Genomic DNA, 25,252 nt, shown 5'->3' with positions numbered 1-25,252 from the left:
TGAGCGGATGGAAGCGCGCAGCCGGAGCATGCCGGCCGCGACCGGGCCGTCAGGCCGCTTCCACATCCAGCATGTAGCCGAAGCCGCGCACCGTCTGGATGCTGGCGCCCGTGCCTTCCAGGCGCTTACGCAGACGGTACACATACACTTCGACCGCGTTTTCGCTGAAATCGGCGTCCCAGGCGGACAGCGAGTTGACGATCTGGCGCTTGGTCACGACGCGGCCCACGCGGGCCATCAGCATCTCCAGCACGGAGAGCTCACGCACGGACAGCGACAGGCGCTGGCCGTTGGCACGGACTTCGCGGCCAACCGTATCGAACACCAGCGGGCCCACTTCAATCAGCGGCTGCGCCTGACCGGCACGGCGCCGGCCGAAGGCGCGCACGCGCGCCGCCAGCTCGGGCAGTTCGAAAGGTTTGGTGACGTAGTCGTCGGCCCCGGCATCCAGGCCCGCAACGCGGTCTTCGATGCCGTCGCGGGCGGTAAGGATCAGCACCGGAACCTGATTGCCGTCCTGGCGCAGCTGCCGCAGCACATCAAGCCCGCTCATGCCAGGCAGATTAAGGTCGAGCAGCATCAGGTCATACGGCTGGCCCGCCAAAGCGCCCAGGACTCGGTCGCCTTCGGTCAGCCAGTCGACCGCATAACCCTGGTCGGCCAGGAACTCCTGGAGCGCGTGGCCCAGGGTAGTGTCGTCTTCGATTACCAGTACTCGCATGCCGCGATTCTAGCGCGATCCGAAAAAAAAGGGGCGCGAAATGCGCCCCTTCCCTTGGGATCCGTTCACCGGCCGGACGGTGCCCCAGCCGGAGCCGGGGCGGGTCCGCCCGCGGCCGGCGCACCTGCGGCGGCGGCCCCGCCCGAAGGCGGCGTCGTGACGAATCCGATACGCGACATCCCCGAGCGGCGAGCCGAGGCCATGACCTTGGCCAGCGTTTCGTAGCGGGTGTTCTGGTCGGCGCGGATGCGGATTTCCGGTTGCGGCTTGGTGCCGGCGATCGACTTGAAGCGGTTAGGCAGGTCGTCGATATTGACCGGCTTTTCGTCCCAGAACAACGCGCCGCTGGCGTCGATCGCCAGGTCCACGGTCTTGGGCTCTTCCTCGATCTGCTCCGCGGCCACCTGGGGCATGTTGATCTTGATCGAATGCGCCAGCAGCGGCGCCGTGATGATGAAGATCACCAGCAGCACCAGCATGACGTCGATCAGGGGCACCATGTTGATCTCGGAAACCGTATGGCTTCCAGATCCTTTACCCTCGAAGCTGCCAAAGGCCATTATTCGCTCCCGCGTTGAGCCGCGGCGCCGTTGCCGTTCTGGCGGCGCAGGGCGCGCACCTTGCCATCGGACAGCGACACTTGCTGGCCAGTGGTCAGGAACGCGAACAAGTCATGCGCAAACGCATCAAGACGCGACAGGAACACGCGGTTGTTGCGCACGAAGGTGTTGTACGCCAGCACCGCCGGAATCGCCACGGCCAGGCCCAGACCCGTCATGATCAGGGCTTCGCCCACCGGACCGGCGATGCGGTTGATGGTCACGCCATCCGACAGACCGATGCCGACCAAGGCGTGGTACACGCCCCAGACCGTGCCGAACAGGCCAACGAACGGGGCCGTCGACCCCACCGACGCCAGCACCGTCAGGCCGTTTTCCAGCTTGGCGGTTTCTTCGTCGATGACCTTGCGCATGGTGCGGGTCACGAAATCGGAATTGCTGCCCGACTCTTCCAGCTTGGTCGCGCCGAACTTGTTGTGGTGCGCCTGGGCGTGCATCGCGTGGCTGGCCAGATGCGAGAACGGGTCGCGCGCACCGTGCGTGCTGATCTCGTGCTCGACCTGCTCCAGCGAGCTGGCGTTCCAGAACTTGTTCAGGAAGTCGGACGAGCGCTTGCGCATGCTGACATTGCTGGCGGCCTTGACCAGGATCAGGTACCAGGTCACCAGCGACATCAAGATCAGGATGATGAACAGGCTCTTGCCCACGAAGTCGCTCTGGGCGACAAAGTGCAAGAAGCCCATGTCGGGCGCGGCGGCAGGGGCCGGCGGCAACGACGGCAGCGCAGCGGCGGCGCTGTGCAGCGCGTCCGCCGATTGCTGGACGACGCCGCCAGCGGTCGTCGCGGCTTGTTGGGCCGCGGGCGCAGCCGCGGCGGCGGCGGGCGCGGCAGTGCCGGCAGCAGCCGGCGCTGCCGGGCTGGTGGTCGCCTGCGCCACCAGAGTGGCGCTATGCAGTGCGTTGGACATCTCAGTTCCTCATTACGAAATCGAACGGAATTTTGGCTTTGGCGGGATAGGCCACGCCGTTACGGGTATAGGGCTTGAACTTGGCCTTGCGGGCGGCGGTCAGCGCCGATTCGTCCAGTCTGGAAAAACCCGATGACGTGTCGATCGATGCGCGGTCCACCAGGCCCTGCGTATTGATTTCCACCAGCACCAGCACCCGTCCCTCTTCCCGCATGCGGCGCGAGGCCTGCGGGTAAACGGGCATGGGGCGCGCGCCCTGGAACTCAATACTCGACACCAGGATCGGCTGGTCCGGCGGAGGCCCCTGCTGCGGGCTCTGCGAGGCCTTCGCGCCATCCGTCGCGCCCGCGGGCGGCGTCTGCGGAGGCGGCGTGTCCGGCTTGGGCTCGGGTTTGACTTCCTGCTTCGGCTGGGGCTTGGGCTTAGGCTTCGGTTTGGGCTTGGGCTTGGGCGCCGGCACCGGCGGCTTCTCGACCACCGGTTCGGGTTCCGGTTCTGGTTCCGGCTTCAATTCGGGTTCGGGTTCGGGCTCCGGCTCCGGCTCGATTTCGGGCTGCGGCTCGGGCGGCGGCTCAACCACCGGTTGCGGCACTTCCGGCGTGGGTTCGGCCTTCGCAATTTGCGGGACGGGCGCGTCCACCAGGCTCACCATGACGGCTTCGGGCTCCTCCAGCTCAGGAGGATTCGCAGGAGCCATGAAAATGGCGCCGATTACTGCCGCGTGAAGGGCGACAACCGCCAGGCCAGCGCCTGCACGTATACCAAATGAAGACGGCGAAGAAGAATTCCAACCGCGTTGAAAACTAGGCATGAATCAGCCAGGGTGCATTGACTTATCCGGCCAGCCAGGAAATGACGCGCACAAAAAGTGCCGCCGGCTGGCCGGTACAAGCCGAATATAATATCTCAAATGCGAATGATTCGCACGTTCTATTTCGTCTGGGCTAGCGTAGCACCCTTGATGTACATCACATCCGGCTGCATAAAACGTTTACGAAAAAGCCGTGCTTCTAGGTCGCACTTCTACGCCGCGCCCCTCTGGCAAGCAGCCATGAGACCCAGGGGACCACGGCGGATCGCCAACCAGGCTGGAAAAACAAAAAACCCGCCACGGTGACGTGTGCGGGTTCTGTGTGCGGCGTGGAGCGAACCCTTAGGGATCCGAACCGCCTGCGTGGGCTTCTGGTGGGTGCTACAGGGGTCGAACCTGTGACCTACGCCTTGTAAGGGCGCCGCTCTACCAACTGAGCTAAGCACCCGATCTTGACGACTTGCCGCAGCATCGCAACGGCCGTCAATGTGACGATTCTTGCGAAGCAACTGCCAACTCGGGGTACTCAAAAGCAATACGCGGGCCGGAGTATACCGGACCGCGTAATTGTCGGCAAATCGCGGGGGCCAATGCCCGGCGACCGCCATGCCGCCTTTAGTTGACGGCGTCCTTCAGGGCCTTGCCCGGACGGAACTTCGGCACCTTGGCCTTCTTGATCTTGATGGTTTCACCGGTGCGCGGGTTGCGGCCGGTGCGAGCAGCGCGAGCCGACACGGCAAACGTGCCAAAGCCAACCAGCGTGACCGTACCGCCCTTCTTCAGGGTGGTCTTGACGGCACCGATCAAGGCGTCGAGCGAACGACCGGCGGCAGCCTTGGAGATATCGGCCTTGCTGGCGATGTGATCGATGAGTTCGGTTTTGTTCATTCAGGTGTACCCCTCACAAGGTATTGAGTCTGGCGAGGCCGTGCGGTTCATGGCTGTCATGATGGGACGCCACTAACCAACGCATGGCCCGACAAACGACGAACAGACAGTGGATAAACTTTTTTCTTGCGCTGCAAAGCACAACTTTTAAACTGCTGCGCCGCTTAAGATTTGATGGCTTTGATGCCTTCAAACCCTCAGCGACGCAGACGTGTATTAGGCCTTGGCGTGGCGCGGCTGTCAAGCAAAAACCTCACTACAACCCGCGCCAATACTAGCTTTTAGCTGCTTTCGCAATATACAAAAACGCGCATTTTTGTGTTTGCGCGACACCGTCCGGGCATCACTTCAAGCTTGAATCAAACATCGGCCCAACGACGCAGCAAATTGTGATAAATGCCCGTTAACTGCACGATGGAGGGATGCCCCGCGGCATCCTGATTCAGACGTTGTATGGCCACGTCCATATCCAGCAGCAACGCGCGCTGGCTATCTTCGCGCACCAGGCTCTGCATCCAGAAGAACGAACTCACGCGCGCGCCGCGCGTGACGGGATTCACTTTGTGCAGGCTCGTGCCGGGGTACAGCACCATGTGCCCTGCCGGCAACTTTACGGCGCGCGGCCCGTAGGTGTCGTCAATGACGAGTTCGCCGCCATCATAGGTATCGGGCTCGGAGAAGAACAGCGTGGCGGACAAGTCGGTGCGCACGCGCTCGGACGTGCCTGAGATGCCGCGCACCGCGTTGTCCACGTGATACCCGAAAGCCTCGCCGCCTTCGTAGCGGTTGAACAGCGGCGGGAAGATCTTGCGCGGCAATGCGGCCGACATGAAGAGGTTGTTCGCGGCCAGGCGCTGCAGGATCAGGTTGCCAAGCTCTGCCGCAAGCGGATGCTGTTCGGGCAACTGGCGGTTGCGCTTGACCTCGGCCGATTGGTAGCCGGCTGTGACCTTGCCGTCCACCCAATCGGCGGCATCCAGCTGGCGCCGGATTTCCGCCGCCTCGTCGGGCGTGAAGACCTCTGCGATCTGTATAAGCATGTGAGTCGTCCCGATTGCAAAGCCGGCGCGTCCTCGCGTCCGGCTTGCGCTTGCCGCATTATCCCTTCAGGCAACCGGTCAGCGCCTGATCGAAATCAAACAGCAGGTCGGCCTCGTCTTCGATGCCCACCGACACCCGGATGAGGCTGTCCGCAATGCCCATCTGCTTGCGACGCTCGGCGCCCATCTCGTAATAGATGGTGTGCGCGGCAGGCAGCGCCAGGCTGCGCGTATCGCCCAGGTGGGTCGCCATCAGCACGATCCGCAGACGGTTCAGGAAATCGAAGCAGTCCACGCCGTCGGCCAGCTCTACCCCCAGCAACCCGCCGAATCGCGTGCCGAACAGCGCCGCGGCGCGGGCATGTTGCGGATGGCCCGCCAAGCCTGGGTAGTGAACTTTGGCCACGCCGGGGTGCGGCTCCAGGAAACGTGCCAGCGCCAGCGCGTTGGCGCAGTGCTTGGCCATGCGCAGCGCCAGCGTCTCGGCGCCCACGGCAATGCGGTGGGCGGGCTCGGCAGCCAGCGTGCCGCCCATGTCGCGCAAACCCTTCTTCTTGATCTGGGTAAGCCCCCAGCCAGTGGACGGGCCTTTGCGGTAGGCCTCATAGATGTTGGCATAGCCGGACCAGTCGTACAGGCCCGTGTCGGTCACGGCGCCACCCAATGCGTTGCCATGGCCGCCGATGTACTTGGACAGCGAATTCATCACCAGCGACGCGCCCACCACCGAAGGACGGAACATCCACGGCGACGTCAGCGTATTGTCCACGACATAGACCAGATTCTTTTCGCGGCAGATCTCGCCGATCACGGCCAAATCGGCGACCTGCGTGCCCGGGTTGGCGATCGTCTCGGTGAAGACCATGCGCGTATTGGGGCGGATCGCGGCGCGCACTTGCGCCGCGTCCGTCGCGTCCACGAACGTGATCTCCACGCCCAGCTCCAGCAGCGTGCCCAGCAGGCTGTTGGTGTTGCCGAACACAAACTGGCTGGACACCAGATGATCGCCCCGGCGCAGCAACGTCGTGAAAATGGCCGACAGCGCCGCCATTCCCGTGGCGAAGCTGACCGTGCCTTTGCCGCCCTCCATGTGATTGACCTTCGCTTCCAGCGCGGTGGTCGTGGGCGTGCCCTGGCGCGCATACGTGAAGCCCGCCTTGCCCTGGAACACCGCCGCCAGCTCGCGCGCGTCGTCGTAGGCGAATTCCGACGACGGATGCATCGGCTTGTGCACCGCTCCGTGCTCGACGGATTGTTGGCGGTCGGAATGGAGGATCGTGGTGGTGAAGCCGTTCTGGTGCATGATGGGCTGAGGCGTAAAGGAAAAACGACGAATAAGGCGGGTCGGGCGGGATCAGGATTGGCGCTGGCGCACGGTCTCGTACAGGCAGACGGCGCTGGCCACGCTGACGTTCAGGCTTTCCACCGAACCCAGCATCGGGATATTGACGAGTTGGTCGCAGGTCTCGCGCGTAAGGCGGCGCATGCCTTCGCCTTCCGCCCCCATGACCCACGCCATTGGCTGGCGCGCATCGATCTTGTGCATGCTGTCGGTCGCCTGGTCGTCGGTGCCGACCAACCAGACGCCGCGGTCCTTCAGGCCGCGCATCGTGCGCGCCAGATTGGTGACCATCACATACGGCACGGTATCGGCCGCGCCGCAGGCCACGCGCTGCACCGTGGCGTTCAAGCCCACGGCACGGTCGCGCGGCGCGATTACCGCATGCACGCCAGCGGCGTCCGCCGTTCGCAGGCAGGCGCCCAGATTGTGGGGATCGGTCACGCCATCCAGGATCAGCAGCAGCGGCGGACCCTCGATCACGTCAAGCACCTCGTCCACATCCACCGCCAACTGGCGTTCGTCGGCCAGGGCCACCACGCCTTGATGGCGAGTGCCGCGCGACAGGCCATCCAGACGCTCGGCCGGCACGGGATGCAGGCGGCAACCCGCCTTCTCGGCCTGCTCGATGAGCGTCTGCATCCGCTTGTCGCGACGCGACGCCTCTACATAGATTTCCTTGATCGACTCGGGCGCGTGGCGCAGCCGCGCGACAACCGCGTGAAACCCGGCCAGAACTTGGGTCGACGCCATAAATGCAATACCTTTAGATAAACGAATACCCGCCCCAAAGGGGGCGGGCCACCGGAGCAAGCCGGCCATCAATGCAATGTTACCCCTTATGGCCCAGGCGCCCTAAGACGCGCCGGCCATAACGAGGCCCAATCAGCCGGATCAGTGCCGCTTGTGCGTCGCTTTCTTGGCTGGCGCGGCGTGCTTGGATGCCCTGGGCGGCTTACCCGCCTTCTTGGCGTCGGCGCGCCGTTCCTTGGCGGTCTGTCCCTTTAGCGCGGCAGGCTTGGGCGCCGCCGCCTTCTTCACGCGGCGCATCGGCTCTTCCGGCCCACGGGCCGCGGCCTTGCGCAGCGCGTCGAAACTGGTGCCCTGCACCAGGCGGAATTCGATACGCCGCGCTTCGAGGTCGACGCGCGCCACCTGCACCTGCACCTTGTCGGTCAAGCGATACCGCATGCCCGTGCGCTCGCCGCGCAATTCGTGCAGGGCGTCGTTGAATTGGAAGTACTCGCCGCCCAGCTCGGAGACGTGCACCAGCCCTTCGACGTGCAGCGTGTCCAGCGTGACGAAAATACCGAAGCTGGCCACGCCGGTAACGGTGCCGCTGAAGTCTTCGCCCACGCGTTCCTTGACGAACCAGCACTTGAGCCAGGCCTCGACATCGCGCGAGGCTTCGTCGGCGCGGCGTTCGCTGGCCGACAGCACCAGGCCCATCTTTTCCCAGATGGCGTGCTCATGTTCTTTTTGTGTGCGGCCGATGACCACCGCCTGGTCGTCCAGGCTGGGCACATAGCGCTGTCCCGCCAGCAAGGCCTTGATCACCCGGTGCGTCAGCAGGTCGGGATAACGGCGAATGGGCGACGTGAAGTGGCTATAGCCGGGATATGACAGGCCGAAGTGGCCCATGTTGTCCGGGCTGTAGACGGCCTGCTGCATGGACCGCAGGCACATGGTCTGCAGCAGCTGGTAATCGGGACGGCCGCGCACGGTGTCCAGGAAATCGCCGTAGTCCTTGGCGGTGGGCGTTTCACCGCCGCCCAATGACAACCCCATGGTGCGCAGGAATTCACGCAACGATTGCAGGCGCTCTGGCGTGGGGCCTTCGTGGATGCGATACAGGCCGGGGTGCTTGCTGCGCGTCATGAAGTCGGCCGCGCACGTGTTCGCGGCCAGCATGCATTCTTCGATCAGCTTGTGGGCATCGTTGCGCACCGAAGGCACGATCTGTTCGATGCGGCCCAGCTCATTGCAGACGATCTTGGTTTCGACCGTGTCGAAATCGATGGCGCCGCGCTTCTTGCGGCCCTGCACCAGCAGCTGGAAGAGCTCATACAGATGCTGCACCTGCGGCATGACGGCGCGCATCGCCGCGGCGGCCGGACCGCCAGGCTGCTGCAGCGCCGCCCAGATGTTCGTATAGGTGGTGCGGGCATGCGAGTGCATCACCGCGTTATAGAACTGGTAGGCCGTGACCGTGCCGGCCTTGGCGCCGGTAGCGGGAATCACCATATCGCAGACCAGCACCAGGCGGTCCACGTCGGGGTTCAGCGAACACAAGCCATTGGACAGCGTCTCGGGCAGCATCGGAATGACGCGGCGCGGGAAATAGACGCTGGTGCCGCGTTCGATCGCGTCGTCGTCCAGCGCATCACCCGGGCGCACATAGTGGCTGACGTCGGCGATGGCCACCAGCAGGCGCCAGCCCGGGCGCTTGCGCTGGCCCGTGCCCAGTTCGACGGGCTCGCAATAGACGGCGTCGTCGAAGTCGCGTGCGTCTTCGCCGTCGATCGTGATCAACGGCACATCGCGCAAGTCCACGCGGTCTTTCAGGTCGCTCTTGCGCACCACGTCCGGCAGGCGCGCGGCTTGCTTGCGGGCGGCTTCCGAGAATTCAACGGGCACATCGAACTTGCGCACCGCGATCTCGATTTCCATGCCGGGATCATCGATTTCGCCCAGCACCTCGGCCACGCGGCCTAGCGGCTGCGTATGGCGGGTGGGCTGCTCCATGATCTCGACCGCGACCACCTGCCCGTGCTGGGCGCCGTTGGTATCGCTGGGCGGAATCAGGATGTCGTGCTTGATGCGCTGGTCTTCGGGCACCACGATGGACAAGCCATGCTCGTGCAGGAAACGGCCCACCAGTTTGTTGGTGCGGCGTTCGATGACCTCGACGATGGTGCCTTCCGGCTTGCCCCGGTATTCGCCCGACGGCTTGACCAGCACGCGGTCGCCATGCAGCACCTTGAGCATTTCGCGCGGCGACAGGAACAGGTCCGGGCCGCCGTCGTCACGCAGCAGGAAGCCGAAACCGTCGCGGTGACCCAGCACCTTGCCGGCGACAAAGTCCAATTTGGTGGCCAGCAGCAACACGCCCTTGCGGTTGGGCATCAATTGCCCGTCGCGTTCCATGGCGCCCAAACGGCGCTCGAACCCGACCATCGTCGCGGCACGCTCGACGCCCATGCGTTCTGCCAATTCCACCGGAGACAACGGCGAACCCGCGGCTCGGAGCGCGGTCAAAATGGCTTCACGGGACGGGACATCGGGATCGAAGTCCGGCGGCGCTTCGGGCAAGGGTGTTGATCTGTTGTTTTTCGATTCGTTATTCGATCGTTTTGCCAAAGCTGAAATTTCCGTATATAATGCGCAGCTTCTGTGGTTCGCCCAAGGCTGAACACTGAAGCAGAAATGGTCAGAGGGGTCGAAAGACCCATTGTAAAACCAACTGCGCTCGGGACGCATGTTTTAGTTAAGTCAGTACGCTGGAAACAACGTATGGCCCTTAATAAAACAAAGCAACTAGAGCGGCAGCGTATCACATAGTTCTGACATTATCTTTCAGTGCCCAGGTGGCGGAATTGGTAGACGCGCACGGTTCAGGTCCGTGTGCCGCAAGGTGTGGAGGTTCGAGTCCTCTCCTGGGCACCACGGAATTTAAATTGGACGCGCTTTCGGGCGGGCCCGATAGGTAGATTAGTAAAAATAGTGAAAGACGCGAAGTACGAAAGTACTTCCCAGTGCCCAGGTGGCGGAATTGGTAGACGCGCACGGTTCAGGTCCGTGTGCCGCAAGGTGTGGAGGTTCGAGTCCTCTCCTGGGCACCACCCGCATATAAATCGGATCAGCATCAGGCTGGTTTGATAGCAAGGCTGAAAGCCCCGAAAATCGAAAGATGTTCGGGGCTTTTGCTTTGTGCGTCCCGAGGGTTCGCGCCCTTCCCCCTCGTTTACCGTTCGGCATTATTAATACCAGCCTGGCCCATCCTGCCGAGCGCCTTAACGCCACGGCACTTTGCGCTGCAAATGGTGACGCGCATAAAGGTCTTCGCCCATCCCTTCGATCTGGCCATCAATCAATGCCTCGAAAGGCCGAAGCAAGGCGTCCGCCCGCATCGGCGCCTCGATCGCATTCAACGCGTGCGTCACGGCCTCGATCGTGGACAACGCGCCGGGGATATCCGCGTGACGCACGCGATAGCGCGTTTTCAGCCCCTGGGGCAGCATCACGCGCGGCAACGCCGCGAGCTCGGGATTGATATGCAGCAGTTTGCGCGCATGCCCCCATGTTCCGTCTGGCACGATCAACAGGATCGGCTCGTCAAGATTCTGGCCGTACCCCGGAGTCAAGGTCTCGGCGGCGGGACCGGGGAACAACAGGCGCGGCGCGTAGCCGGGTTGGGCCCAATCCGCGGACGAAAAATGTTCACCTACCACGCGCCGCGCGCCCGTCAGCCCCAACACGGCCAACCGGGCCGTATTCAGCGCATGGCGCGATTCGCTGGGATGCTGCAAGACCACCACGCGAGTGCGGCACGACAAGGAGGGAATTAGCGCGCACAGGCAGTGCGACTCGGGACGCAGGCAACGCGTGCAAAGGAAACGGGACATGGGGCGACACTATATCGAAACTGGCCCACGAAACTGGTCCACTAAGAAAAACGCTGAAAAAGCAAAAATATCCGCCATTACTTGCACGCCGGAAAAAAAGTATGCATAATCTCGTTCCTCTGCTGCTGAACAAGAAACGAAGCGAAAGCGACGCAACAAGTGAAGCACCAGCGCCCAGGTGGCGGAATTGGTAGACGCGCACGGTTCAGGTCCGTGTGCCGCAAGGTGTGGAGGTTCGAGTCCTCTCCTGGGCACCAATTATTACATCACGAGGTACCTGTCGTGATGCGCCAAGAAGAACCCCGATCGTGAAAACGACCGGGGTTTTTTCTTTTCCGGCCCCGGCTACACCCGAGGCGCCGCGCTACTTCAGCACCCGCGTCATCACCACGTGCGGGATCCCGGCTTCGACGAATTCCTCGCCTTCCACGGTAAAGCCGTGCGCCTCGTAGAATCCGGCGGCGTGGGTTTGGGCGTGCAGCACCAGCATGCGGTGCCCGTCACCGTGGCCTTGCCCGATCAACGCGTCCAGCAACTGCCCGCCCACGCCCATGCCGCGCGCTTTCTTATGCACGGCCATGCGGCCAATGTGGCCGTCGGGCAGCAGCCGGCCCGTGCCCATCGGCGTGCCGTCCGGCCCGTAAGCCACGGCATGCACCGACACGGCGTCGTCGTCGTCCAGCTCGATCTCGGGCGGCACTCGCTGTTCAACGACGAATACCTCGTAGCGGACGGAATACGCGTCTTCGCGCAGCCGGTCCCACGTACCCAAAGCGATACGCACCGTAGATTGCTTGTTGGTCGACATCTCCGTTCCCTCGCGTGCAGCAGATCAATAACAAATATCCTACGCCGCATTCTCTCAGGGATGACAGCCGCGCGAAAAGGGGTACGATCGCGGCTTGCCCACGTTGCCCAGGCACGACATGACGCCCTCTGCCCCACCGGCTTGGCTGAAAGCCGCACCCGCGCTTTTCCTCTTGTTGTGGTCCAGTGGATTCGTCGTGCTCAAGATCGGACTGGCCTACGCCGATCCGATGACCTTTCTGGCGGTCCGGTACGCCTGCGTCGTGCTTATTCTGCTGCCCTTCGTGCTTGTCCTGCGCCCGCCCCTGCCGCGCGGCGCCCGCGCATGGGGCCACCTGGCGATGGTCGGGCTGCTGTTGCAGGCGGGCTACTTCTGCTTCACCTATCTGTCGCTAAAGCAGGGGATGTCGGCGGGCGGCATGGCGTTGATCGCCTCGCTGCAGCCCATTTTGATCGGACTGCTGGCGCCGCTGATCGCACACGAACGCGTCGATGCCCGGCGGTGGGCCGGCCTGGGCCCGGGGGTGGCGGGCGCCGGACTCGTCATCGTCGCCAAGGCGTCCATCGATGTGCTGGCGCCGCTGGGATTGCTGTTCGCCGTGGCGGCGCTGCTGTGCATCACGGGCGGCACCCTTTATGAAAAACGCTATGGCGCGCAAACGCACCCGGTCACGTCCAATCTGGTGCAGTACGCGGTCGGGCTGGCCGTGTCGGCGCCGCTGGCTTTCTGGCTGGAACCGATGCGCATCGAATGGACGGGCCCGCTGCTGGCATCGCTGGCCTATCTGGTGGTGGGCAATTCGCTGGTCGCCATCACCCTGTTGCTGACCATGATCCGGCATGGCGAAGCGTCGCGGGTGTCAGCGCTGTTCTTCCTGGTGCCGCCCTGCACGGCCATCACTGCGCTGATCGCCCTGGGCGAGTCCATTCCGGTGCTGGCCTGGCTCGGCATGGCGCTGGCGGCTATCGGCATTCTGCTTGTCACCCGCAGCGCGCGGACGCCGCAAGTAGAATAGCGCCTTCCCGCGCCTCTGGCCTGCTCGCATCGTCGCCCATGAATGCCGTCGTTACTGCCGCCCTGCCAGTCTTTGCGCTGATCCTGACCGGCTGGCTGGCCGCCCGCCGCAATCTGCTGGGCCCCGGCGCGACCGACGCGCTGAATCGCTATGTGGTCTACCTGTCCCTGCCCGCCTTGCTGTTTCGCGCCATGACGCAAGTAGACCTGGCACATATGGCGCACTGGGGTTTCGTCGGTGCGTTCGCAGGCGGCATCGCGGTCACCTTCCTGGTGTCGTTCCTGCCGGGACGAGGCGGCCGGCGCGCGCTGACCGACCGCAGCATTGAAGGCCTGGCTGCTTCCTATGCCAATGCCGGGTACATGGGCATTCCCCTCTGCCTGGCGCTGTTCGGCGCCGAAAGCCTGGCGCCTGCCGCTTTCACCACCCTTCTGACGGCCAGCGTGCTGTTCGGCGTCGCCATCGCGATAATCGAATTCGACCGCCAGCAAACGCCCAACGTGGCGGCCACCCTGCTTAAGGTTGGCCGTGCGCTGTTGCGCAACCCCTTGCTGGCCGCCCCCATGCTAGGGTTGGCGTGGGCGTCGACCGGCGTGGCGCTGCCGGAAGGCGTGGACCGCTACGTCGCGCTGCTGGGCGCATCGGCCAGCCCCTGTGCGCTGGTCACGATCGGGCTGTTCCTGGCGCAGACGGAAACGTCCACCGCGGGCCCCGGCGTGCTGCGCCTGGTGACCGGCAAGCTGCTGCTGCAGCCGGCCGTCACGGCGGTGCTGGCCTTTACCGTTTTTTCCATGCCCCCGCTATGGGCCTGGACCGCCGTGCTGATGAGCGCGCTGCCGATCGGCACCGGCCCCTTCATGCTGGCTAAGATGTATGGCCGCGACGCCCGCGTGACCTCGCGCGCCATTCTTGTATCCACCGTGGCGTCGGTGCTGACGGTCAGCCTGCTGGTCGCCTGGATCAATGCCCATCCCCTTACCTGATCGCTTTCCATGCTGCTAGCCGCCTCGATTTTCATCCTGACCATCACGCTCGTGATCTGGCAGCCCAGAGGGCTGTCGATCGGCTGGAGCGCCGTGATCGGCGCGGGCCTGGCCCTTGCGACGGGCGTGGTCCACGTGGCCGACATCGCCGATGTGTGGCACATCGTCTGGAACGCCACCGCCACCTTCATCGCCATTATCGTCACCAGCCTGATCCTGGACGAGGCGGGCTTCTTTGAGTGGTCGGCGCTGCATGTCGCCCGCTGGGGAGGCGGGCGCGGACGCCTGCTGTTCGTGCTGATCGTGCTGCTGGGCGCCGCGGTGTCGGCGCTGTTCGCCAACGACGGCGCCGCGCTGATCCTGACGCCCATCGTCATGGAAATGCTATTGGCGCTGGGCTTCGGCCCGGGCGCCTCGCTGGCCTTCGTGATGGCCGCGGGGTTCATTGCCGATACGGGCAGCATCGCGCTGATCGTGTCGAACCTGGTGAACATCGTATCGGCGGATTTCTTCGGCATCGGCTTCGGTGAATACGCGTCCGTGATGCTGCCGGTCAACCTGATGGCCGTCGCGTCCACGCTGGCCGTCCTGCTGCTGTTCTTCCACAAGAGCATCCCGCCCCGCTACGACGTGAGCCAACTGCCGGCGCCCGCCTCCGCCATCCGCGACCCGATCACGTTCCGCGCGGGCTGGATCGTCCTGGCGCTGCTGTTGACCGGCTTCTTCGTGCTGGAACCCATGGGCATCCCCGTCAGCGCGATCGCCGCCGCCGGCGCGGTAGGCCTGCTGGTGATTGCCGGACGGCAGCATGTCGTGGGCACGCGCAAGATCATGCGCGAGGCCCCCTGGCACATCGTGATCTTCTCGCTGGGCATGTACCTGGTCGTGTATGGCTTGCGCAACGCCGGCCTGACGGCGCATCTGGCACAGGTGCTGGACCGCTGCGCCGAGTACGGCTTGTGGGGCGCCGCGATGGGCACCGGCCTGATCACGGCATTCCTGTCGTCCATCATGAACAATCTGCCGACCGTGCTGATCGGCGCGTTGTCGATCGCCGACACCAGCGCCACGGGCCCGGTAAGGGACGCGATGATCTACGCCAACATCATCGGCAGCGACCTGGGGCCCAAGATCACACCAATCGGCAGCCTGGCCACGCTACTCTGGCTGCACGTGCTGGCGCGCAAAGGCTTGCGCATCACGTGGGGATACTACTTCAAAGTAGGTATTGTCTTGACGCTGCCGGTGCTGCTGCTGACGCTGGCTGCCCTTGTCTGGCGGCTGCAATAAGCCCGCACGACGGGCTGGCTTCTCGCCTTTATATAACCATTAGTTATTAATCAAGCACTAATTGATGGTTTGAAGGCGTTAAGGCCCGGCCTTACACTGGCAATATTCCGACGGGCGCCGCTTATGCGCCCGTTTGCATTGACGATTCAGATCCCACCGGGACACCTCCCATGAGCTCCAACGCCTCTACCCTGCCCCTGCCCTCGGCCCTGCCGCCCATCCGCATCAACCGCGCGCCGCTCTGGGCCGCGCTGCTGCTGTTGCTGGCCGGCGCGCTGTATTTGAACCAGACCGTCAGCTGGCGCCAGGGCGCCCTGTGGGTAGTCGGCGCGCTGCTGGGCGTGACGCTCTATCACGCCTCGTTCGGCTTCACGCAAGCCTGGCGCGTGTTCGTGTCCGACCGCCGGGGCGCGGGCCTGCGTGCGCAGATGTTCATGCTGGGTGTCGGCGTGTTGCTGTTCTTCCCGTTCCTGGCGTCGGGGTCGCTCTTCGGCCAACCCGTCACGGGATTGGTGTCGCCCCCCGGCGTGTCGGTCGTGCTGGGCGCCTTCCTGTTCGGCATCGGCATGCAACTGGGCGGCGGCTGCGCATCCGGCACGCTGTTCGCGGTGGGTGGCGGCAACACCCGCATGCTGGTCACGCTGCTGTTCTTCATCATCGGATCCGTGATCGCCACCGCCAATTTCGGCTGGTGGTCCAGCCTGCCCGCGCTGGCGCCGACATCGCTGATCAAGACCTGGGGCCTGGCGCCCGCGCTGATCGCCAACCTGGCGGTGTTCGCGCTGATTGCCTGGGGCGCCACCGCGCTTGAGAAGCGGCGCCACGGCCATGTGATCTCGTTTGCGTCGCGCACCGCGCGGCCCGTCTCGCTGCTGCAAGGTCCGTGGCCGCTGATCTGGGGCGGCGTGGCGCTGGTGGTATTGAACTTCGCGACGCTGGCCCTGGCCGGCCGCCCGTGGGGAATCACGTCGGCCTTCGCGCTGTGGGGCGCCAAGGCATGGAACTCGGTCGCCGGCGACGTGGCCACCTGGACCTACTGGAGCAAGCAGCCGGCGCTGGCCGCCCCGCTGCGCCAGGACGTCACGACGGTCATGGACATCGGCCTGATGCTGGGCGCGCTTGCCGCCGCCAGCGCCGCCGGCAAGTTCGCGCCCATCTGGAAGGTGCCGGCGCGTTCGCTGGCCGGCGCGGTCATCGGCGGCCTGCTGTTGGGCTACGGCGCCCGCCTGGCCTTCGGCTGCAACATCGGCGCGTACTTCAGCGGCATCCTGTCGGGCAGCCTGCACGCGTGGATATGGCTGCCAGCGGCCTTCGCCGGCAGCGCATTGGGAGTCCGGCTGCGTCCCGCCTTCGGGCTGGCGGTCGAGAAGACGCCGCCGCCCTCCAGCTGCTGACATCGACTACCGGAAAACAGTGTTCCAGGAATGGCCCCCGATTTAGGGGGCTTTCTTTTTTTCTGGCGGTTCAGCTGGTGTATGGTTGCTCCATTCCGCAATACGGAGAGGACTATGAGCTGGATTGTCGGCCGCTATACGGCCTTTATTTTGACCCTGGCGGGCGCGGCGGTTACCGCTGTCCTGGCGTTCACCAGCTCGTTCTGGTGGCTATGGGCTGCCGTCCCGCTTGCGATGCTGGGCGCCCTGGGCGTCTATGACCTGATCCAGACCCGCCATGCCATCCGGCGCAACTACCCCGTCCTGGGCAACCTGCGCTTCCTGTTCGAGTTCATTCGCCCCGAGATCCGCCAGTACTTTCTGGAAGATGACACGCAGGCCGCGCCGTTCTCGCGCGCGCAGCGCTCCATCGTGTACCAGCGCGCCAAGCGCGAAATCGACAAGCGCCCCTTCGGCACGCAGGAAGACGTCTACGGCGACCGCTACGAATGGATCAACCATTCCATGTCGCCCTCGCACATCAACGACACGGATTTCCGCGTCACCGTGGGCGGCCCCGACTGCAAGCAGCCCTATTCCATGTCGGCGTTCAACGTGTCGGCCATGAGCTTTGGCGCCTTGTCGGCCAACGCCATCCTGGCCCTGAACGAGGGCGCGCGCCAGGGCGACTTCGCGCACGACACGGGCGAAGGCGGCATCAGCCGCTATCACCGCCAACCGGGCGGCAGCCTGGTCTGGAACATCGGTTCGGGGTACTTCGGCTGCCGCGACGAGCACGGCGCGTTCTCGGAGGAAGCCTTCGTCAAGAACGCCTGTACGCCGCAGGTGAAGATGATCGAAATCAAGCTGTCCCAAGGTGCCAAGCCGGGGCACGGCGGCATCCTGCCGGCAGGCAAGGTCACGCCCGAGATCGCCGAAGCGCGTGGCGTGGCCGCCTGGCAGGATTGCAATTCACCCGCTAGCCACTCGGCCTTCGACTCGCCTATCGGGCTGATGAAGTTCGTGGCCCGATTGCGTGAACTGTCCGGCGGCAAGCCGGTGGGGTTCAAGTTCTGCGTGGGCCACCCGTGGGAGTGGTTCGCCATCGTGAAGGCCATGCTGGAAACCGGCATCACGCCAGACTTCATCGTGGTGGACGGCGCCGAAGGCGGCACCGGCGCCGCACCGGTCGAGTTCGTCGACCATGTCGGCACGCCGTTGCGCGAAGCCCTGCGCCTGGTGCATAACACGTTGATCGGCGTGAACTTGCGTGACCGCATCAAGCTGGGCGCGTCGGGCAAGATCATCACCGCGTTCGACATGGCGCGCGTCATGGCGATGGGCGCCGACTGGTGCAACGCCGCGCGCGGCTTTATGTTCGCCATCGGGTGCATTCAGGCGCAGGCCTGCCATACGGGCAAATGCCCCACTGGCGTCACGACGCAAGACCCCATGCGCCAACGTGCGCTGGTCGTGCCGGACAAGGCGCAGCGCGTGACGTACTTCCACAGCAACACGCTGCACGCGTTGGCCGAACTGCTGGCCGCCGCCGGGCTGACGCATCCCAACCAACTGCGCCCCCACCATATCGCGCGCCGCATCTCTTCCAGCGAAATCCGGCTGCTCTCGGCGCTGTTCCCCGAATTGGCGCCCGGCGAACTACTGCGCGGCGAATTCCGCCATCAGGTATTCCGGGTGGGCTGGGCCATGGCGCAAGCGCAGTCGTTCCAGCCCACGCGCGACATCACCACCGCGCTGGCCGAGCAACACGTCTAGCCTGGCCCAAGCGAATGCCGACGCGGGGCCGCGGACGCTACAACCAGCGTTCGAACATCCGCGAGAAAAACTCCATGAAGCGGTCGTCGACGCCGCGGCTGCTCCAATCTGCCGGCGTGATCTGCACCGAATCGGCGACATCGCGCTGGAACAGAGCCTCCATTTCACCGGCGAATTCCGGTCCCAGCACCACCGCGTTGATTTCGTAGTTCAGCGCGAAACTGCGCCAGTCCATATTGCTGGAACCCACCGTGGACCAGACGCCGTCGACAACCGCGGTCTTGGCGTGCAGCAACGCGTCGCGCCGTTCGTAGAGCTTCACGCCGGCGCGCAGCAGGTCCGTGTAGTGGGATCGCCCCGCGTTGAACACCAGCGATGAATCGCTGAAGCCCGGCAACACCAGCACCACATCCACCCCGCGCCGCGCGGCATCACAAAGCACGTCGATGAACGCCGGATCGGGCACGAAATACGCCATCGTGATGTGGATGGATTTCTGCGCGCTTTCAAACGCGGACATCAGCGTCAAATAAACCGTATAGCCGTCGCTGCGGTCAGGCTGATTGGCCAGGATGCGCACCTGAGTCGCGCCTGCCGCCGGCGCGATAGGCTCGCCGCCGCCCGCCAGCGGCTCCTCGGCCTGCGACGCCCAGGCCGCCTGAATGATCTGCTCCAACTGCGCCACCGCAGGCCCTTCGATGCGCAGGTGCGTGTCGCGCCATGGCGCCGCCTTTGCGTCGCCCGCCGCGTTGCCGTCGGCATTCCCGGTATTTTTTACCGCCGCGGGGCTTGACCCTGACGCTGAGGTTGGGCCCGATCCAGACCCAGACCCCGGTGAAGATTCGTACACGCTGCTAACGTTGATGCCCCCCAGATAGCCGACCTTGCCGTCCACCACCAGCACCTTGCGGTGGTTGCGCTGGTTTGGCGACCACCCCGCGCGTGCATTGGCCGGATTGACGGGATTGAACACCGCCACCTGCACACCCGCATCGCGTAGCCGTTGGAACAGCGCATCGGGTGTCTTGATCGTGCCCACGGCATCGACCATCAACGCCACGTCCGCCCCTCGGTTGCGCGCCGCGATCAGGGCGTCGGCGAACCGCGCGCCTTCGGCGTCATCGTCAAAAATATAGGTTTCCATGTGCACGTAGCGGCGCGCCTGCCCGATCGTCTGCAACATGGCTTGGTAGGTGCTGGGGCCGTCGGCCAACAAACGGACACGGTTGCCCGCCACCAGCGGCGCGCCACTGACGGCCTGCTCGACGGCCAGATGCCGCGCCAGGAAATCGTCTTTCGGGGTTTTGGGATCCGCCGCGATGCCTTGTCCGCGGAGATAGCTGTCGCGGGCCGCGTCAGCCGACAAGCCCGCTTGTGCTTCTCGCGCCCGCCGTTCTTGCGCATCGGGCACGCTGGCGCACGCCGCGACCATGGCGGTGGCGCAGGCCAGTAACAGCGCCTGCGCCCAGCGGCGGGCGCAGGGCCACCATAAAGCCCGCCCTGGTCCCGATCCGCTAGCGCCCCAGACGGGCGCCGGAAGCGGCTCTGGCGGCTTCATGGCAAAAACGGCTTAACGCCTGCCGCCCGCCACCAGGCAGCCCAGCAGCGCACCGACCAATGCAGCCACGCCAACGGACTTCCAGGCGTTTTCGTGCACGTATTCGTCGGCATAGGCCGTGGCGCGGCGAGCCCGTTCACGCGCGGCGCCTTCCCAATCGCCTGCATGATCGCGGGCATCCGCCAACTGCTGCTTCAGACGAGCGCGGGCCGATTCGATTTCGGAGCCGGTATAGGAAGCCGTCGAACGCAAGAGGTCTTCCGTCCCGGCAAGCAGCTCATGGAAGCTGTCGTTGACCCGATCGCGGTGCAAAGCCATCTCGGCGCGTTGGTGCTTTCGATTCATAGTCGCTCCTTTTGAAGGTATTGGGCCTTCCGGCGTGCCGGTGTCCTGACGCAGTTGCGCCATGCAGCGCCACGCGGTCGACCATGTCTTCATTGTGCCGATCATTCGTCCCCGCCGCCCGAGCTTTCGCAACCAGCCGTAATCCGATATTTCAGCGGACCGAAACTTGCTGAACGATTGCCGGGAAGCGCCGCCCCGCTAAATGAACCCGGCGCTCCCGATTTCGTAAAAGTCCATTGCATTCAGCGGCTTAGCGCTTGACAGCGGAACCCACCCCACCGCAACAATAGCCCTTTGCAATGCGCTTCAATCGCCTCAAAAAAAGGAAGTGAACGCATGGTTTCCCCCTCAGCAGTGCTTGCTCACACCGCGCAGGAATATCAGGCGCGCCCCTCCCCGGCCCTCAGCGCCGAACAGGTCGAGTTGCGCGACGGCCTGCTGGACCATCCCGCGCATATCGATCCCAAGTTCCTGTACGACGCGCTGGGTTCGTCGCTTTTCACGGCCATCACCCAACTGCCCGAGTACTACCCCACGCGCTGCGAAGCCGAGATCTTCCAACGCCATGGCCAAGACATCGCGCGGCATATCGGCCCGGTGCAATCCATGATCGATCTGGGCGCGGGCGATTGCGTCAAGGCCGAGCGTCTCTTCGCCAGCCTGCGTCCGAAGCATTATGTCCCGATCGATATCTCCGCCGACTACCTGCAGACGGCCGTGCGGCGCTTGCAGCTGTCCTATCCTGACCTGCGCGTGACCGCGATCGGCCAGGACTTCTCCCAAGCGCTGGCGCTGCCCTCGGGAATCCCCGCCGAACAGCGGCTGTTCTTCTATCCGGGCTCCAGCATCGGCAACCTCAGCCCCGACGCTGCGCATGCGATGCTGCAGCGCATCCACGCGCAATGCCATGGCGGCGGCCTGCTGGTGGGCGTGGACCGCGTCAAGCCCAGCCACGTGCTGGAACCGGCTTATGACGACGCGCTGCACCTGACCGCCGCGTTCAACCTGAACCTGCTGCGCCACGTCAACCACGTGCTGGACGCCGACTTCAATGTGGACGACTGGCGCCACGTGGCGCTGTTCAACGCCGCCTGTTCCCGCATCGAGATGCACCTGGAAGCGCAGCGCGCGCTGCGCGTGGCCTGGCCTGGCGGCGAACGCGAGTTCAGCCCCGGCGAACGCATCCACACCGAGAATTCCTACAAGTTCACGCCCCAAGCCTTTTCCGACCTGCTGCAAAGCGCGGGATATCGCGACGTTGCGCACTGGTCGGATTCGCGCGGCTGGTTTTCGGTATTCAGCGCCCGCGCCTGACGCGGACGACCCATCAACGCCACTGGAGGATCGCCATGGAACCTGCCTGCCTGCTGACTCACCCCGCCACCGGACCGTATGCCAGCGGGCAGGCCGGCCAGCACGACCGCTATGACGCCGTGCGAACCACCAGCACGGCGCTGGCGGCGCCGCTGAGCCCCGAAGATTGCCAGGTGCAATCGATGCCGGATTGCAGTCCCGTCAAATGGCACCTTGCGCACACCACCTGGTTTTTCGAGACCTTCTTGCTGACGCAATTCCATCCGCCCTATACGATGTTCCACCCGCAGTACCGGGTGCTGTTCAACTCCTATTACAACGCGATCGGCGCCAAGCATCCGCGCCCGCAGCGCGGCCTGTTATCACGCCCGTCGCTTGCCGACGTGCTGCATTATCGCCAGCACGTGGACAGCGCCATGCACGACCTGATTTCACGCCTGGGCGGCAACGACCCGGACTTCGACGCCTTGCTGGAACTGGGACTGAACCACGAGCAGCAGCATCAGGAACTGATCTTGACCGACGTCAAGCACATGCTGTCGGCCAACCCGATGAAACCCGCCTACGTGGTCGGCGGCTCTCCCGCCCTGCCCCCCGGCACACCGGCGGGCTGGACGCGCTACGGCGGCGGCATTACCCGCATCGGCCACGATGGCCGCGGTTTCGGCTTCGACAACGAAGGCCCCGCCCACGAGGTGCTGCTGGCGCCATTCCACCTGGCCGACCGCTTGGTCACACAGCACGAATTCCTGGCCTTCATCCGAGACGGCGGATACAAGCGGCCCGAACTCTGGCTATCAGCCGGCTGGGACCGCGTTTGCGCGGAAGGCTGGCGGGCGCCCCTGTACTGGGAAGGGCAGCGCGACGATTGGCGCGTGTTCACGCTGCGCGGCATGCAGGAACTGGAATTGCAGGCGCCCGTTACCCATGTCAGCTACTTCGAGGCGGACGCGTATGCCCGCTGGGCCCGGGTGCGCTTGCCGCGCGAAGCGGAATGGGAACACGCCGCCCGCCAACTCGCCGACCCGGTCTTCCCCGGCCGCGCCAACATGCTGGAGAACGGACACCTGGACCCGCGCCCCGCCCCTGCCCGCAACGGGTCGGGCGGCCCCGTGCAACTGTTCGGCGACGCCTGGGAATGGACCGCAAGCGCTTACGACGCGTATCCCGGCTTCAAGCCCGACGCCGGCGCCGTCGGCGAATACAACGGCAAGTTCATGTGCAACCAGTACGTGCTGCGCGGCGGCTCTTGCGCCACGCCGCGCGACCATGTTCGCGCCAGCTACCGCAATTTTTTCCCACCTGAAGCCCGCTGGCAATTCTCTGGCATCCGACTGGCGCGGGACGCCTGACCTACGGTTCAATTTTTTGCCCGCCCCCCGCTTGCATGGCAAAAAAGTTTCGTGCTAGAATTTCGTTCTTCGTTGCTCAGCGCTACTAAACAAGCACTGAAAAACGGGAAAGCAAGGCAAAAAGCAAAAGCAGCAAGGCAAAAAGCAAGACAAGGAATGGCGCATTAGCTCAGCCGGTTAGAGCGACGGAATCATAATCCGCAGGTCCCCTGTTCGAATCAGGGATGCGCCACCAAGAATTCAGAAAGGCCCTCACTCCGGTGAGGGCCTTTTGCTTTGCGGGGATCGAGTTCAGCAAGGGCAGGCGTTCACCTGCACCCGACGGAACTGCACCAACCCAACTACACCCGGCGCAGCGTGTCGCGGCGCTTGCCGCCCCAGGTCGCCGACAGGCTGGCGATAAAGGCACCGATCAGCATTGACGCGAAGCCCCACAGCGCGAAGGCGGCCGCGGCCTTGCGGGCCTTGTCGGCGGCTTCCTTGGCCTTCTGCTTGGCGTCTTCCGCCGTCTTCTTGGCGTTAGCGATCGCTTGTTCGACGCGGCGCTGGGCGACGGCGGGCTCCGTGCCCGTTTGCGTGGCCACCACCTTCACGACGTAGTCACGATCTTCGGGCGTCATGTCGCCGCGGCTCAAGCTCATCGCTACGATGCGGCCCACTTCCGCACGGGCGGCGTTGCGGTCGCCGCTGGCCTCGGGGCGGTCCGAACGCAACAGCGTGTCGGTAAAGTACTCGGTCGCCTGGCCCATGCCACCGCCGCTTGCGCCGGCCGCAGCCGTGGCCGTGGCTGCCGCGCCCGCGCCGGCCGCCACCGTCGCGCCCGTCTTGGCCGCGCCGGACACCACCGTGGCGATCGCCGAACCCAGCAGCGCGGCGCTGACCACCGCACTTAGCGCCCACACCAAAAAGCCGTGCGCCGTGTCCCTGAAATAGATCTCGTCCGAATGCACGTCTACCCATTTCGTGCGCAGGCGTCCGGCCACATAACCGCCGATGCCGTAGGACACGATCTGCGTGAACAGCATCCACCCGATGATGCCGATACCGACCGCCGGCGCCGACATTCCCTCGTCGGCCCACGGCGATACCGACAGGAACCCCAGCCCGGTCCCGCCGGCGAACAGCGCCAGCGAAAGCGCGGCGGCGATCACCGCGCCCGCGAACACGGCGGCCCAGGACACCGCCGAGACGGCGGACTCCTGGGCAAGCGCGGCCCCGCCGTAGGGTTGGCTCAATGAAGATGCGTTTTCCATGTTGATTCCTTGTTGATTGTCTTGTCTCGGCGGCCGCAGGTCATACCCGGACCGTTTCCGTTGCGGGAAACCACAGCCCCGTCAATGCCAGAAAAGCGCCAGCAGGATGATGATGGGAATGGGCACGCCTAGCAGCCACAGCAGGATGGAACGCATATCGGACTCCTCATGGTTGTCATTGCAGTGCGGCGATGGCCGCTCAAGCCAGGTCGATGGCGCCCGGCAAACGCGGATCGGGCGCGGGCGGCGTCGGATCGTGGATCGGCGGGTCGTCGGGCGGCTGGTTGGGATCCGGCAACGGATCGTCGGGCGGAAGGTTGCCGGGTAGCGAGGGATCGTCCGGCGGCAGGTCGTCAGGCAGGCCGGGCTCGCGATGCGGGAATTGGGTCATGGTTGGCTCCTCCGGCGCTAATCGCGCCGCCCGCCTGACAGCAATTCGCGTGCCCGTTGGCGGGCTGCCGTTCCGACGGACGTAAAAATGCCCTCATGCGAGGGCTTTTTTACGTGGTTCAGCAATGCAGGATCAAGGCTTGGCCTTGTCGTCCTTAGGCATATCGAGGCCATTACTGCCATCGCTGCCCAGAAATGCCATCACGGCCGCCTTGCCGGCGGCGGAAGCTTCGTCCTGGCTTCCATAACGCCTTTCGGAATAATTGGTGCTATGCACATTGCCGGATTCGGGATCGAGCAAAGTGATGATCCACGCGAACTCGCCGGGCATCAGTTGCCTGACCTGTAGCGTGGCGCGCGTGCCGGGACGCAATCTGTGCGGCATCTGGCAGCCTTTTCAGTAACGGAATGCCCCCATCGTAGCGCAAAGCCGCCGGTCGTCGGCGGCGCGCCGAACGCCGTTCGAAATGCTGCGTGCGCACATGATTCCATGCTGCGCACTGCGCGGCAAAAACGCCACATTACCCCGTTTCCGCCAGGAAAACCCTAGGGTCCATGGCGCCAATACAGGCGCACAATCAGTACAAACATATAGACCGCAAAAGCGGAGCCGCACCCCTTTAATCAGGCGAGGACGGAGACAACATGACTTACGTAGCAGTGGTTATCAGCTGTTTGATGGTTATGGGTATCGTCGCGTTGGTGGTTCAAACGATTCAAAGCGCAGGGCCCGAGCCCTGGCTGAAGATTTCGGCGGCGATTGTCAGTTCAACGTTTGCTTCACTCTTGTTGATCCCGTTGGGCTACGCCGTAGCCCAGACCATGCTGATCGACTGACGCTAC

At 64.4% G+C, this 25,252-nt stretch carries 24 protein-coding genes and 5 tRNA genes; 12 read left to right on the top strand and 17 right to left on the bottom strand.

The window, feature by feature from the left end; genetic code table 11:
• Positions 1-49: 49 nt before the first annotated feature.
• From ACI0FO_RS04595 to rnr, 10 genes are all read right to left on the bottom strand, one after another.
• A complete protein-coding gene (locus ACI0FO_RS04595; protein ID WP_057285123.1) occupies positions 50-721 on the bottom strand; it encodes a response regulator transcription factor in 672 nt (223 codons plus the stop codon).
• Between the two features lie 65 nt (positions 722-786).
• Entirely contained in the window at positions 787-1,281 is a 495-nt protein-coding gene (locus ACI0FO_RS04590; protein ID WP_416024420.1) for an ExbD/TolR family protein, read from the bottom strand.
• Entirely contained in the window at positions 1,281-2,249 is a 969-nt protein-coding gene (locus tag ACI0FO_RS04585; protein ID WP_416024419.1) for a MotA/TolQ/ExbB proton channel family protein, read from the bottom strand. Before ACI0FO_RS04585 ends, ACI0FO_RS04590 begins: the two co-directional genes overlap by 1 nt.
• A gap of 1 nt (position 2,250) precedes the next feature.
• Complete coding sequence (locus tag ACI0FO_RS04580; protein ID WP_105558487.1) at positions 2,251-3,060, bottom strand: energy transducer TonB; 810 nt, start codon at positions 3,058-3,060, stop codon at positions 2,251-2,253.
• 372 nt (positions 3,061-3,432) lie between these two features.
• Positions 3,433-3,508: transfer RNA gene (locus tag ACI0FO_RS04575), tRNA-Val, on the bottom strand.
• A gap of 167 nt (positions 3,509-3,675) precedes the next feature.
• The gene (locus tag ACI0FO_RS04570) at positions 3,676-3,948 is read right to left on the bottom strand and encodes an HU family DNA-binding protein (protein ID WP_003812968.1); all 273 of its coding nucleotides are present in this window, start codon (positions 3,946-3,948) and stop codon (positions 3,676-3,678) included.
• A 359-nt stretch (positions 3,949-4,307) separates the two neighbouring features.
• The gene (locus tag ACI0FO_RS04565; protein ID WP_416024416.1) at positions 4,308-4,988 is read right to left on the bottom strand and encodes a Fe2+-dependent dioxygenase; all 681 of its coding nucleotides are present in this window, start codon (positions 4,986-4,988) and stop codon (positions 4,308-4,310) included.
• A 58-nt stretch (positions 4,989-5,046) separates the two neighbouring features.
• Complete coding sequence (locus ACI0FO_RS04560; RefSeq protein WP_416024414.1) at positions 5,047-6,291, bottom strand: cystathionine gamma-synthase family protein; 1,245 nt, start codon at positions 6,289-6,291, stop codon at positions 5,047-5,049.
• 51 nt (positions 6,292-6,342) lie between these two features.
• Complete coding sequence (gene rlmB / locus ACI0FO_RS04555) at positions 6,343-7,080, bottom strand: 23S rRNA (guanosine(2251)-2'-O)-methyltransferase RlmB (RefSeq protein WP_105558484.1); 738 nt, start codon at positions 7,078-7,080, stop codon at positions 6,343-6,345.
• Between the two features lie 141 nt (positions 7,081-7,221).
• The gene (gene rnr, locus ACI0FO_RS04550) at positions 7,222-9,687 is read right to left on the bottom strand and encodes a ribonuclease R (protein ID WP_416024413.1); all 2,466 of its coding nucleotides are present in this window, start codon (positions 9,685-9,687) and stop codon (positions 7,222-7,224) included.
• A gap of 221 nt (positions 9,688-9,908) precedes the next feature.
• Between rnr and ACI0FO_RS04545 the strand changes: the two genes are divergently transcribed.
• A tRNA-Leu gene (locus ACI0FO_RS04545) sits at positions 9,909-9,993 on the top strand.
• A 91-nt stretch (positions 9,994-10,084) separates the two neighbouring features.
• Positions 10,085-10,169, top strand: a tRNA-Leu gene (locus ACI0FO_RS04540).
• A gap of 171 nt (positions 10,170-10,340) precedes the next feature.
• Here ACI0FO_RS04540 and ACI0FO_RS04535 read toward each other — a convergent pair.
• Positions 10,341-10,952, bottom strand: coding sequence for a tRNA-uridine aminocarboxypropyltransferase (locus ACI0FO_RS04535; protein ID WP_416024411.1), 612 nt, complete (start codon positions 10,950-10,952; stop codon positions 10,341-10,343).
• A 172-nt stretch (positions 10,953-11,124) separates the two neighbouring features.
• Here ACI0FO_RS04535 and ACI0FO_RS04530 point away from each other — a divergent pair.
• Positions 11,125-11,209 (top strand) — tRNA-Leu (locus ACI0FO_RS04530).
• A 107-nt stretch (positions 11,210-11,316) separates the two neighbouring features.
• On the opposite strand, the gene ACI0FO_RS04525 is transcribed toward ACI0FO_RS04530, so the two are convergent.
• Positions 11,317-11,760 (bottom strand): GNAT family N-acetyltransferase, encoded by a 444-nt coding sequence (locus ACI0FO_RS04525; protein WP_105558482.1) that lies wholly within the window; start codon positions 11,758-11,760, stop codon positions 11,317-11,319.
• Between the two features lie 118 nt (positions 11,761-11,878).
• Here ACI0FO_RS04525 and ACI0FO_RS04520 point away from each other — a divergent pair, with 118 nt between their 5' ends.
• The 5 genes from ACI0FO_RS04520 to ACI0FO_RS04500 all read left to right on the top strand — a co-directional run bounded on the left by ACI0FO_RS04520 (position 11,879) and on the right by ACI0FO_RS04500 (position 18,197).
• Complete coding sequence (locus ACI0FO_RS04520) at positions 11,879-12,775, top strand: DMT family transporter (RefSeq protein WP_416024409.1); 897 nt, start codon at positions 11,879-11,881, stop codon at positions 12,773-12,775.
• A gap of 38 nt (positions 12,776-12,813) precedes the next feature.
• Positions 12,814-13,758, top strand: coding sequence for an AEC family transporter (locus ACI0FO_RS04515; protein WP_416024407.1), 945 nt, complete (start codon positions 12,814-12,816; stop codon positions 13,756-13,758).
• A gap of 9 nt (positions 13,759-13,767) precedes the next feature.
• Positions 13,768-15,048: an arsenic transporter gene (locus ACI0FO_RS04510; RefSeq protein ID WP_416024405.1), complete on the top strand. Its 1,281-nt coding sequence runs from the start codon at positions 13,768-13,770 to the stop codon at positions 15,046-15,048.
• A 170-nt stretch (positions 15,049-15,218) separates the two neighbouring features.
• Complete coding sequence (locus tag ACI0FO_RS04505) at positions 15,219-16,442, top strand: YeeE/YedE family protein (RefSeq protein WP_416024404.1); 1,224 nt, start codon at positions 15,219-15,221, stop codon at positions 16,440-16,442.
• Positions 16,443-16,556: 114 nt separating this feature from the next.
• Complete coding sequence (locus ACI0FO_RS04500) at positions 16,557-18,197, top strand: FMN-binding glutamate synthase family protein (protein WP_416024403.1); 1,641 nt, start codon at positions 16,557-16,559, stop codon at positions 18,195-18,197.
• A 37-nt stretch (positions 18,198-18,234) separates the two neighbouring features.
• Here ACI0FO_RS04500 and ACI0FO_RS04495 read toward each other — a convergent pair whose 3' ends face one another.
• A complete protein-coding gene (locus tag ACI0FO_RS04495; protein WP_416024564.1) occupies positions 18,235-19,629 on the bottom strand; it encodes a phospholipase D-like domain-containing protein in 1,395 nt (464 codons plus the stop codon).
• A 138-nt stretch (positions 19,630-19,767) separates the two neighbouring features.
• Positions 19,768-20,100: a DUF883 family protein gene (locus tag ACI0FO_RS04490; protein ID WP_105558476.1), complete on the bottom strand. Its 333-nt coding sequence runs from the start codon at positions 20,098-20,100 to the stop codon at positions 19,768-19,770.
• Positions 20,101-20,436: 336 nt separating this feature from the next.
• Here ACI0FO_RS04490 and egtD point away from each other — a divergent pair, with 336 nt between their 5' ends.
• From egtD to ACI0FO_RS04475, 3 genes are all read left to right on the top strand, one after another.
• Complete coding sequence (gene egtD, locus ACI0FO_RS04485; RefSeq protein ID WP_416024401.1) at positions 20,437-21,414, top strand: L-histidine N(alpha)-methyltransferase; 978 nt, start codon at positions 20,437-20,439, stop codon at positions 21,412-21,414.
• 35 nt (positions 21,415-21,449) lie between these two features.
• Complete coding sequence (egtB, locus tag ACI0FO_RS04480; protein ID WP_416024399.1) at positions 21,450-22,766, top strand: ergothioneine biosynthesis protein EgtB; 1,317 nt, start codon at positions 21,450-21,452, stop codon at positions 22,764-22,766.
• 158 nt (positions 22,767-22,924) lie between these two features.
• Positions 22,925-23,001 (top strand) — tRNA-Met (locus tag ACI0FO_RS04475).
• 106 nt (positions 23,002-23,107) lie between these two features.
• On the opposite strand, the gene ACI0FO_RS04470 is transcribed toward ACI0FO_RS04475, so the two are convergent.
• From ACI0FO_RS04470 to ACI0FO_RS04460, 3 genes are all read right to left on the bottom strand, one after another.
• The gene (locus ACI0FO_RS04470) at positions 23,108-24,019 is read right to left on the bottom strand and encodes a hypothetical protein (RefSeq protein WP_416024398.1); all 912 of its coding nucleotides are present in this window, start codon (positions 24,017-24,019) and stop codon (positions 23,108-23,110) included.
• 199 nt (positions 24,020-24,218) lie between these two features.
• Positions 24,219-24,410 carry a hypothetical protein gene (locus tag ACI0FO_RS04465; RefSeq protein WP_310032451.1) on the bottom strand — a complete coding sequence of 64 codons (192 nt, stop codon included), beginning with the start codon at positions 24,408-24,410 and terminating at the stop codon, positions 24,219-24,221.
• A gap of 132 nt (positions 24,411-24,542) precedes the next feature.
• On the bottom strand, positions 24,543-24,794 hold the full coding sequence (locus ACI0FO_RS04460) for a hypothetical protein (RefSeq protein ID WP_416024397.1): 252 nt from the start codon (positions 24,792-24,794) through the stop codon (positions 24,543-24,545).
• Positions 24,795-25,054: 260 nt separating this feature from the next.
• On the opposite strand from ACI0FO_RS04460, the gene ACI0FO_RS04455 reads away from it, so the two are divergent.
• A complete protein-coding gene (locus ACI0FO_RS04455) occupies positions 25,055-25,246 on the top strand; it encodes a hypothetical protein (protein ID WP_416024396.1) in 192 nt (63 codons plus the stop codon).
• Positions 25,247-25,252: the final 6 nt, after the last annotated feature.

The organism is Achromobacter marplatensis (genome assembly GCF_049060505.1).
GTDB classification, from domain to species: Bacteria; Pseudomonadota; Gammaproteobacteria; order Burkholderiales; family Burkholderiaceae_B; genus Achromobacter; species Achromobacter marplatensis_A.
Note: the sequence above shows the minus strand (reverse complement) of the source record. Positions and strands in the feature narration are given on the sequence as shown.

Bases quoted from the DNA above. Each gene is read 5' to 3' on its own strand.
- egtD (WP_416024401.1), top strand. From the start codon at position 20,437: ATGGTTTCCCCCTCAGCAGTGCTTGCTCACACCGCGCAGGAATATCAG.
- rlmB (WP_105558484.1), bottom strand. From the start codon at position 7,080: ATGGCGTCGACCCAAGTTCTGGCCGGGTTTCACGCGGTTGTCGCGCGG.
- ACI0FO_RS04595 (WP_057285123.1), bottom strand. From the start codon at position 721: ATGCGAGTACTGGTAATCGAAGACGACACTACCCTGGGCCACGCGCTC.
- ACI0FO_RS04455 (WP_416024396.1), top strand. From the start codon at position 25,055: ATGACTTACGTAGCAGTGGTTATCAGCTGTTTGATGGTTATGGGTATC.
- ACI0FO_RS04490 (WP_105558476.1), bottom strand. From the start codon at position 20,100: ATGAATCGAAAGCACCAACGCGCCGAGATGGCTTTGCACCGCGATCGG.
- ACI0FO_RS04465 (WP_310032451.1), bottom strand. From the start codon at position 24,410: ATGACCCAATTCCCGCATCGCGAGCCCGGCCTGCCTGACGACCTGCCG.
- ACI0FO_RS04520 (WP_416024409.1), top strand. From the start codon at position 11,879: ATGACGCCCTCTGCCCCACCGGCTTGGCTGAAAGCCGCACCCGCGCTT.
- ACI0FO_RS04565 (WP_416024416.1), bottom strand. From the start codon at position 4,988: ATGCTTATACAGATCGCAGAGGTCTTCACGCCCGACGAGGCGGCGGAA.
- ACI0FO_RS04590 (WP_416024420.1), bottom strand. From the start codon at position 1,281: ATGGCCTTTGGCAGCTTCGAGGGTAAAGGATCTGGAAGCCATACGGTT.
- ACI0FO_RS04535 (WP_416024411.1), bottom strand. From the start codon at position 10,952: ATGTCCCGTTTCCTTTGCACGCGTTGCCTGCGTCCCGAGTCGCACTGC.
- ACI0FO_RS04570 (WP_003812968.1), bottom strand. From the start codon at position 3,948: ATGAACAAAACCGAACTCATCGATCACATCGCCAGCAAGGCCGATATC.
- ACI0FO_RS04525 (WP_105558482.1), bottom strand. From the start codon at position 11,760: ATGTCGACCAACAAGCAATCTACGGTGCGTATCGCTTTGGGTACGTGG.
- ACI0FO_RS04505 (WP_416024404.1), top strand. From the start codon at position 15,219: ATGAGCTCCAACGCCTCTACCCTGCCCCTGCCCTCGGCCCTGCCGCCC.
- ACI0FO_RS04500 (WP_416024403.1), top strand. From the start codon at position 16,557: ATGAGCTGGATTGTCGGCCGCTATACGGCCTTTATTTTGACCCTGGCG.
- ACI0FO_RS04460 (WP_416024397.1), bottom strand. From the start codon at position 24,794: ATGCCGCACAGATTGCGTCCCGGCACGCGCGCCACGCTACAGGTCAGG.
- ACI0FO_RS04585 (WP_416024419.1), bottom strand. From the start codon at position 2,249: ATGTCCAACGCACTGCATAGCGCCACTCTGGTGGCGCAGGCGACCACC.
- ACI0FO_RS04515 (WP_416024407.1), top strand. From the start codon at position 12,814: ATGAATGCCGTCGTTACTGCCGCCCTGCCAGTCTTTGCGCTGATCCTG.
- ACI0FO_RS04560 (WP_416024414.1), bottom strand. From the start codon at position 6,291: ATGCACCAGAACGGCTTCACCACCACGATCCTCCATTCCGACCGCCAA.
- ACI0FO_RS04495 (WP_416024564.1), bottom strand. From the start codon at position 19,629: ATGGTCGCGGCGTGCGCCAGCGTGCCCGATGCGCAAGAACGGCGGGCG.
- egtB (WP_416024399.1), top strand. From the start codon at position 21,450: ATGGAACCTGCCTGCCTGCTGACTCACCCCGCCACCGGACCGTATGCC.
- ACI0FO_RS04510 (WP_416024405.1), top strand. From the start codon at position 13,768: ATGCTGCTAGCCGCCTCGATTTTCATCCTGACCATCACGCTCGTGATC.
- ACI0FO_RS04580 (WP_105558487.1), bottom strand. From the start codon at position 3,060: ATGCCTAGTTTTCAACGCGGTTGGAATTCTTCTTCGCCGTCTTCATTT.
- ACI0FO_RS04470 (WP_416024398.1), bottom strand. From the start codon at position 24,019: ATGGAAAACGCATCTTCATTGAGCCAACCCTACGGCGGGGCCGCGCTT.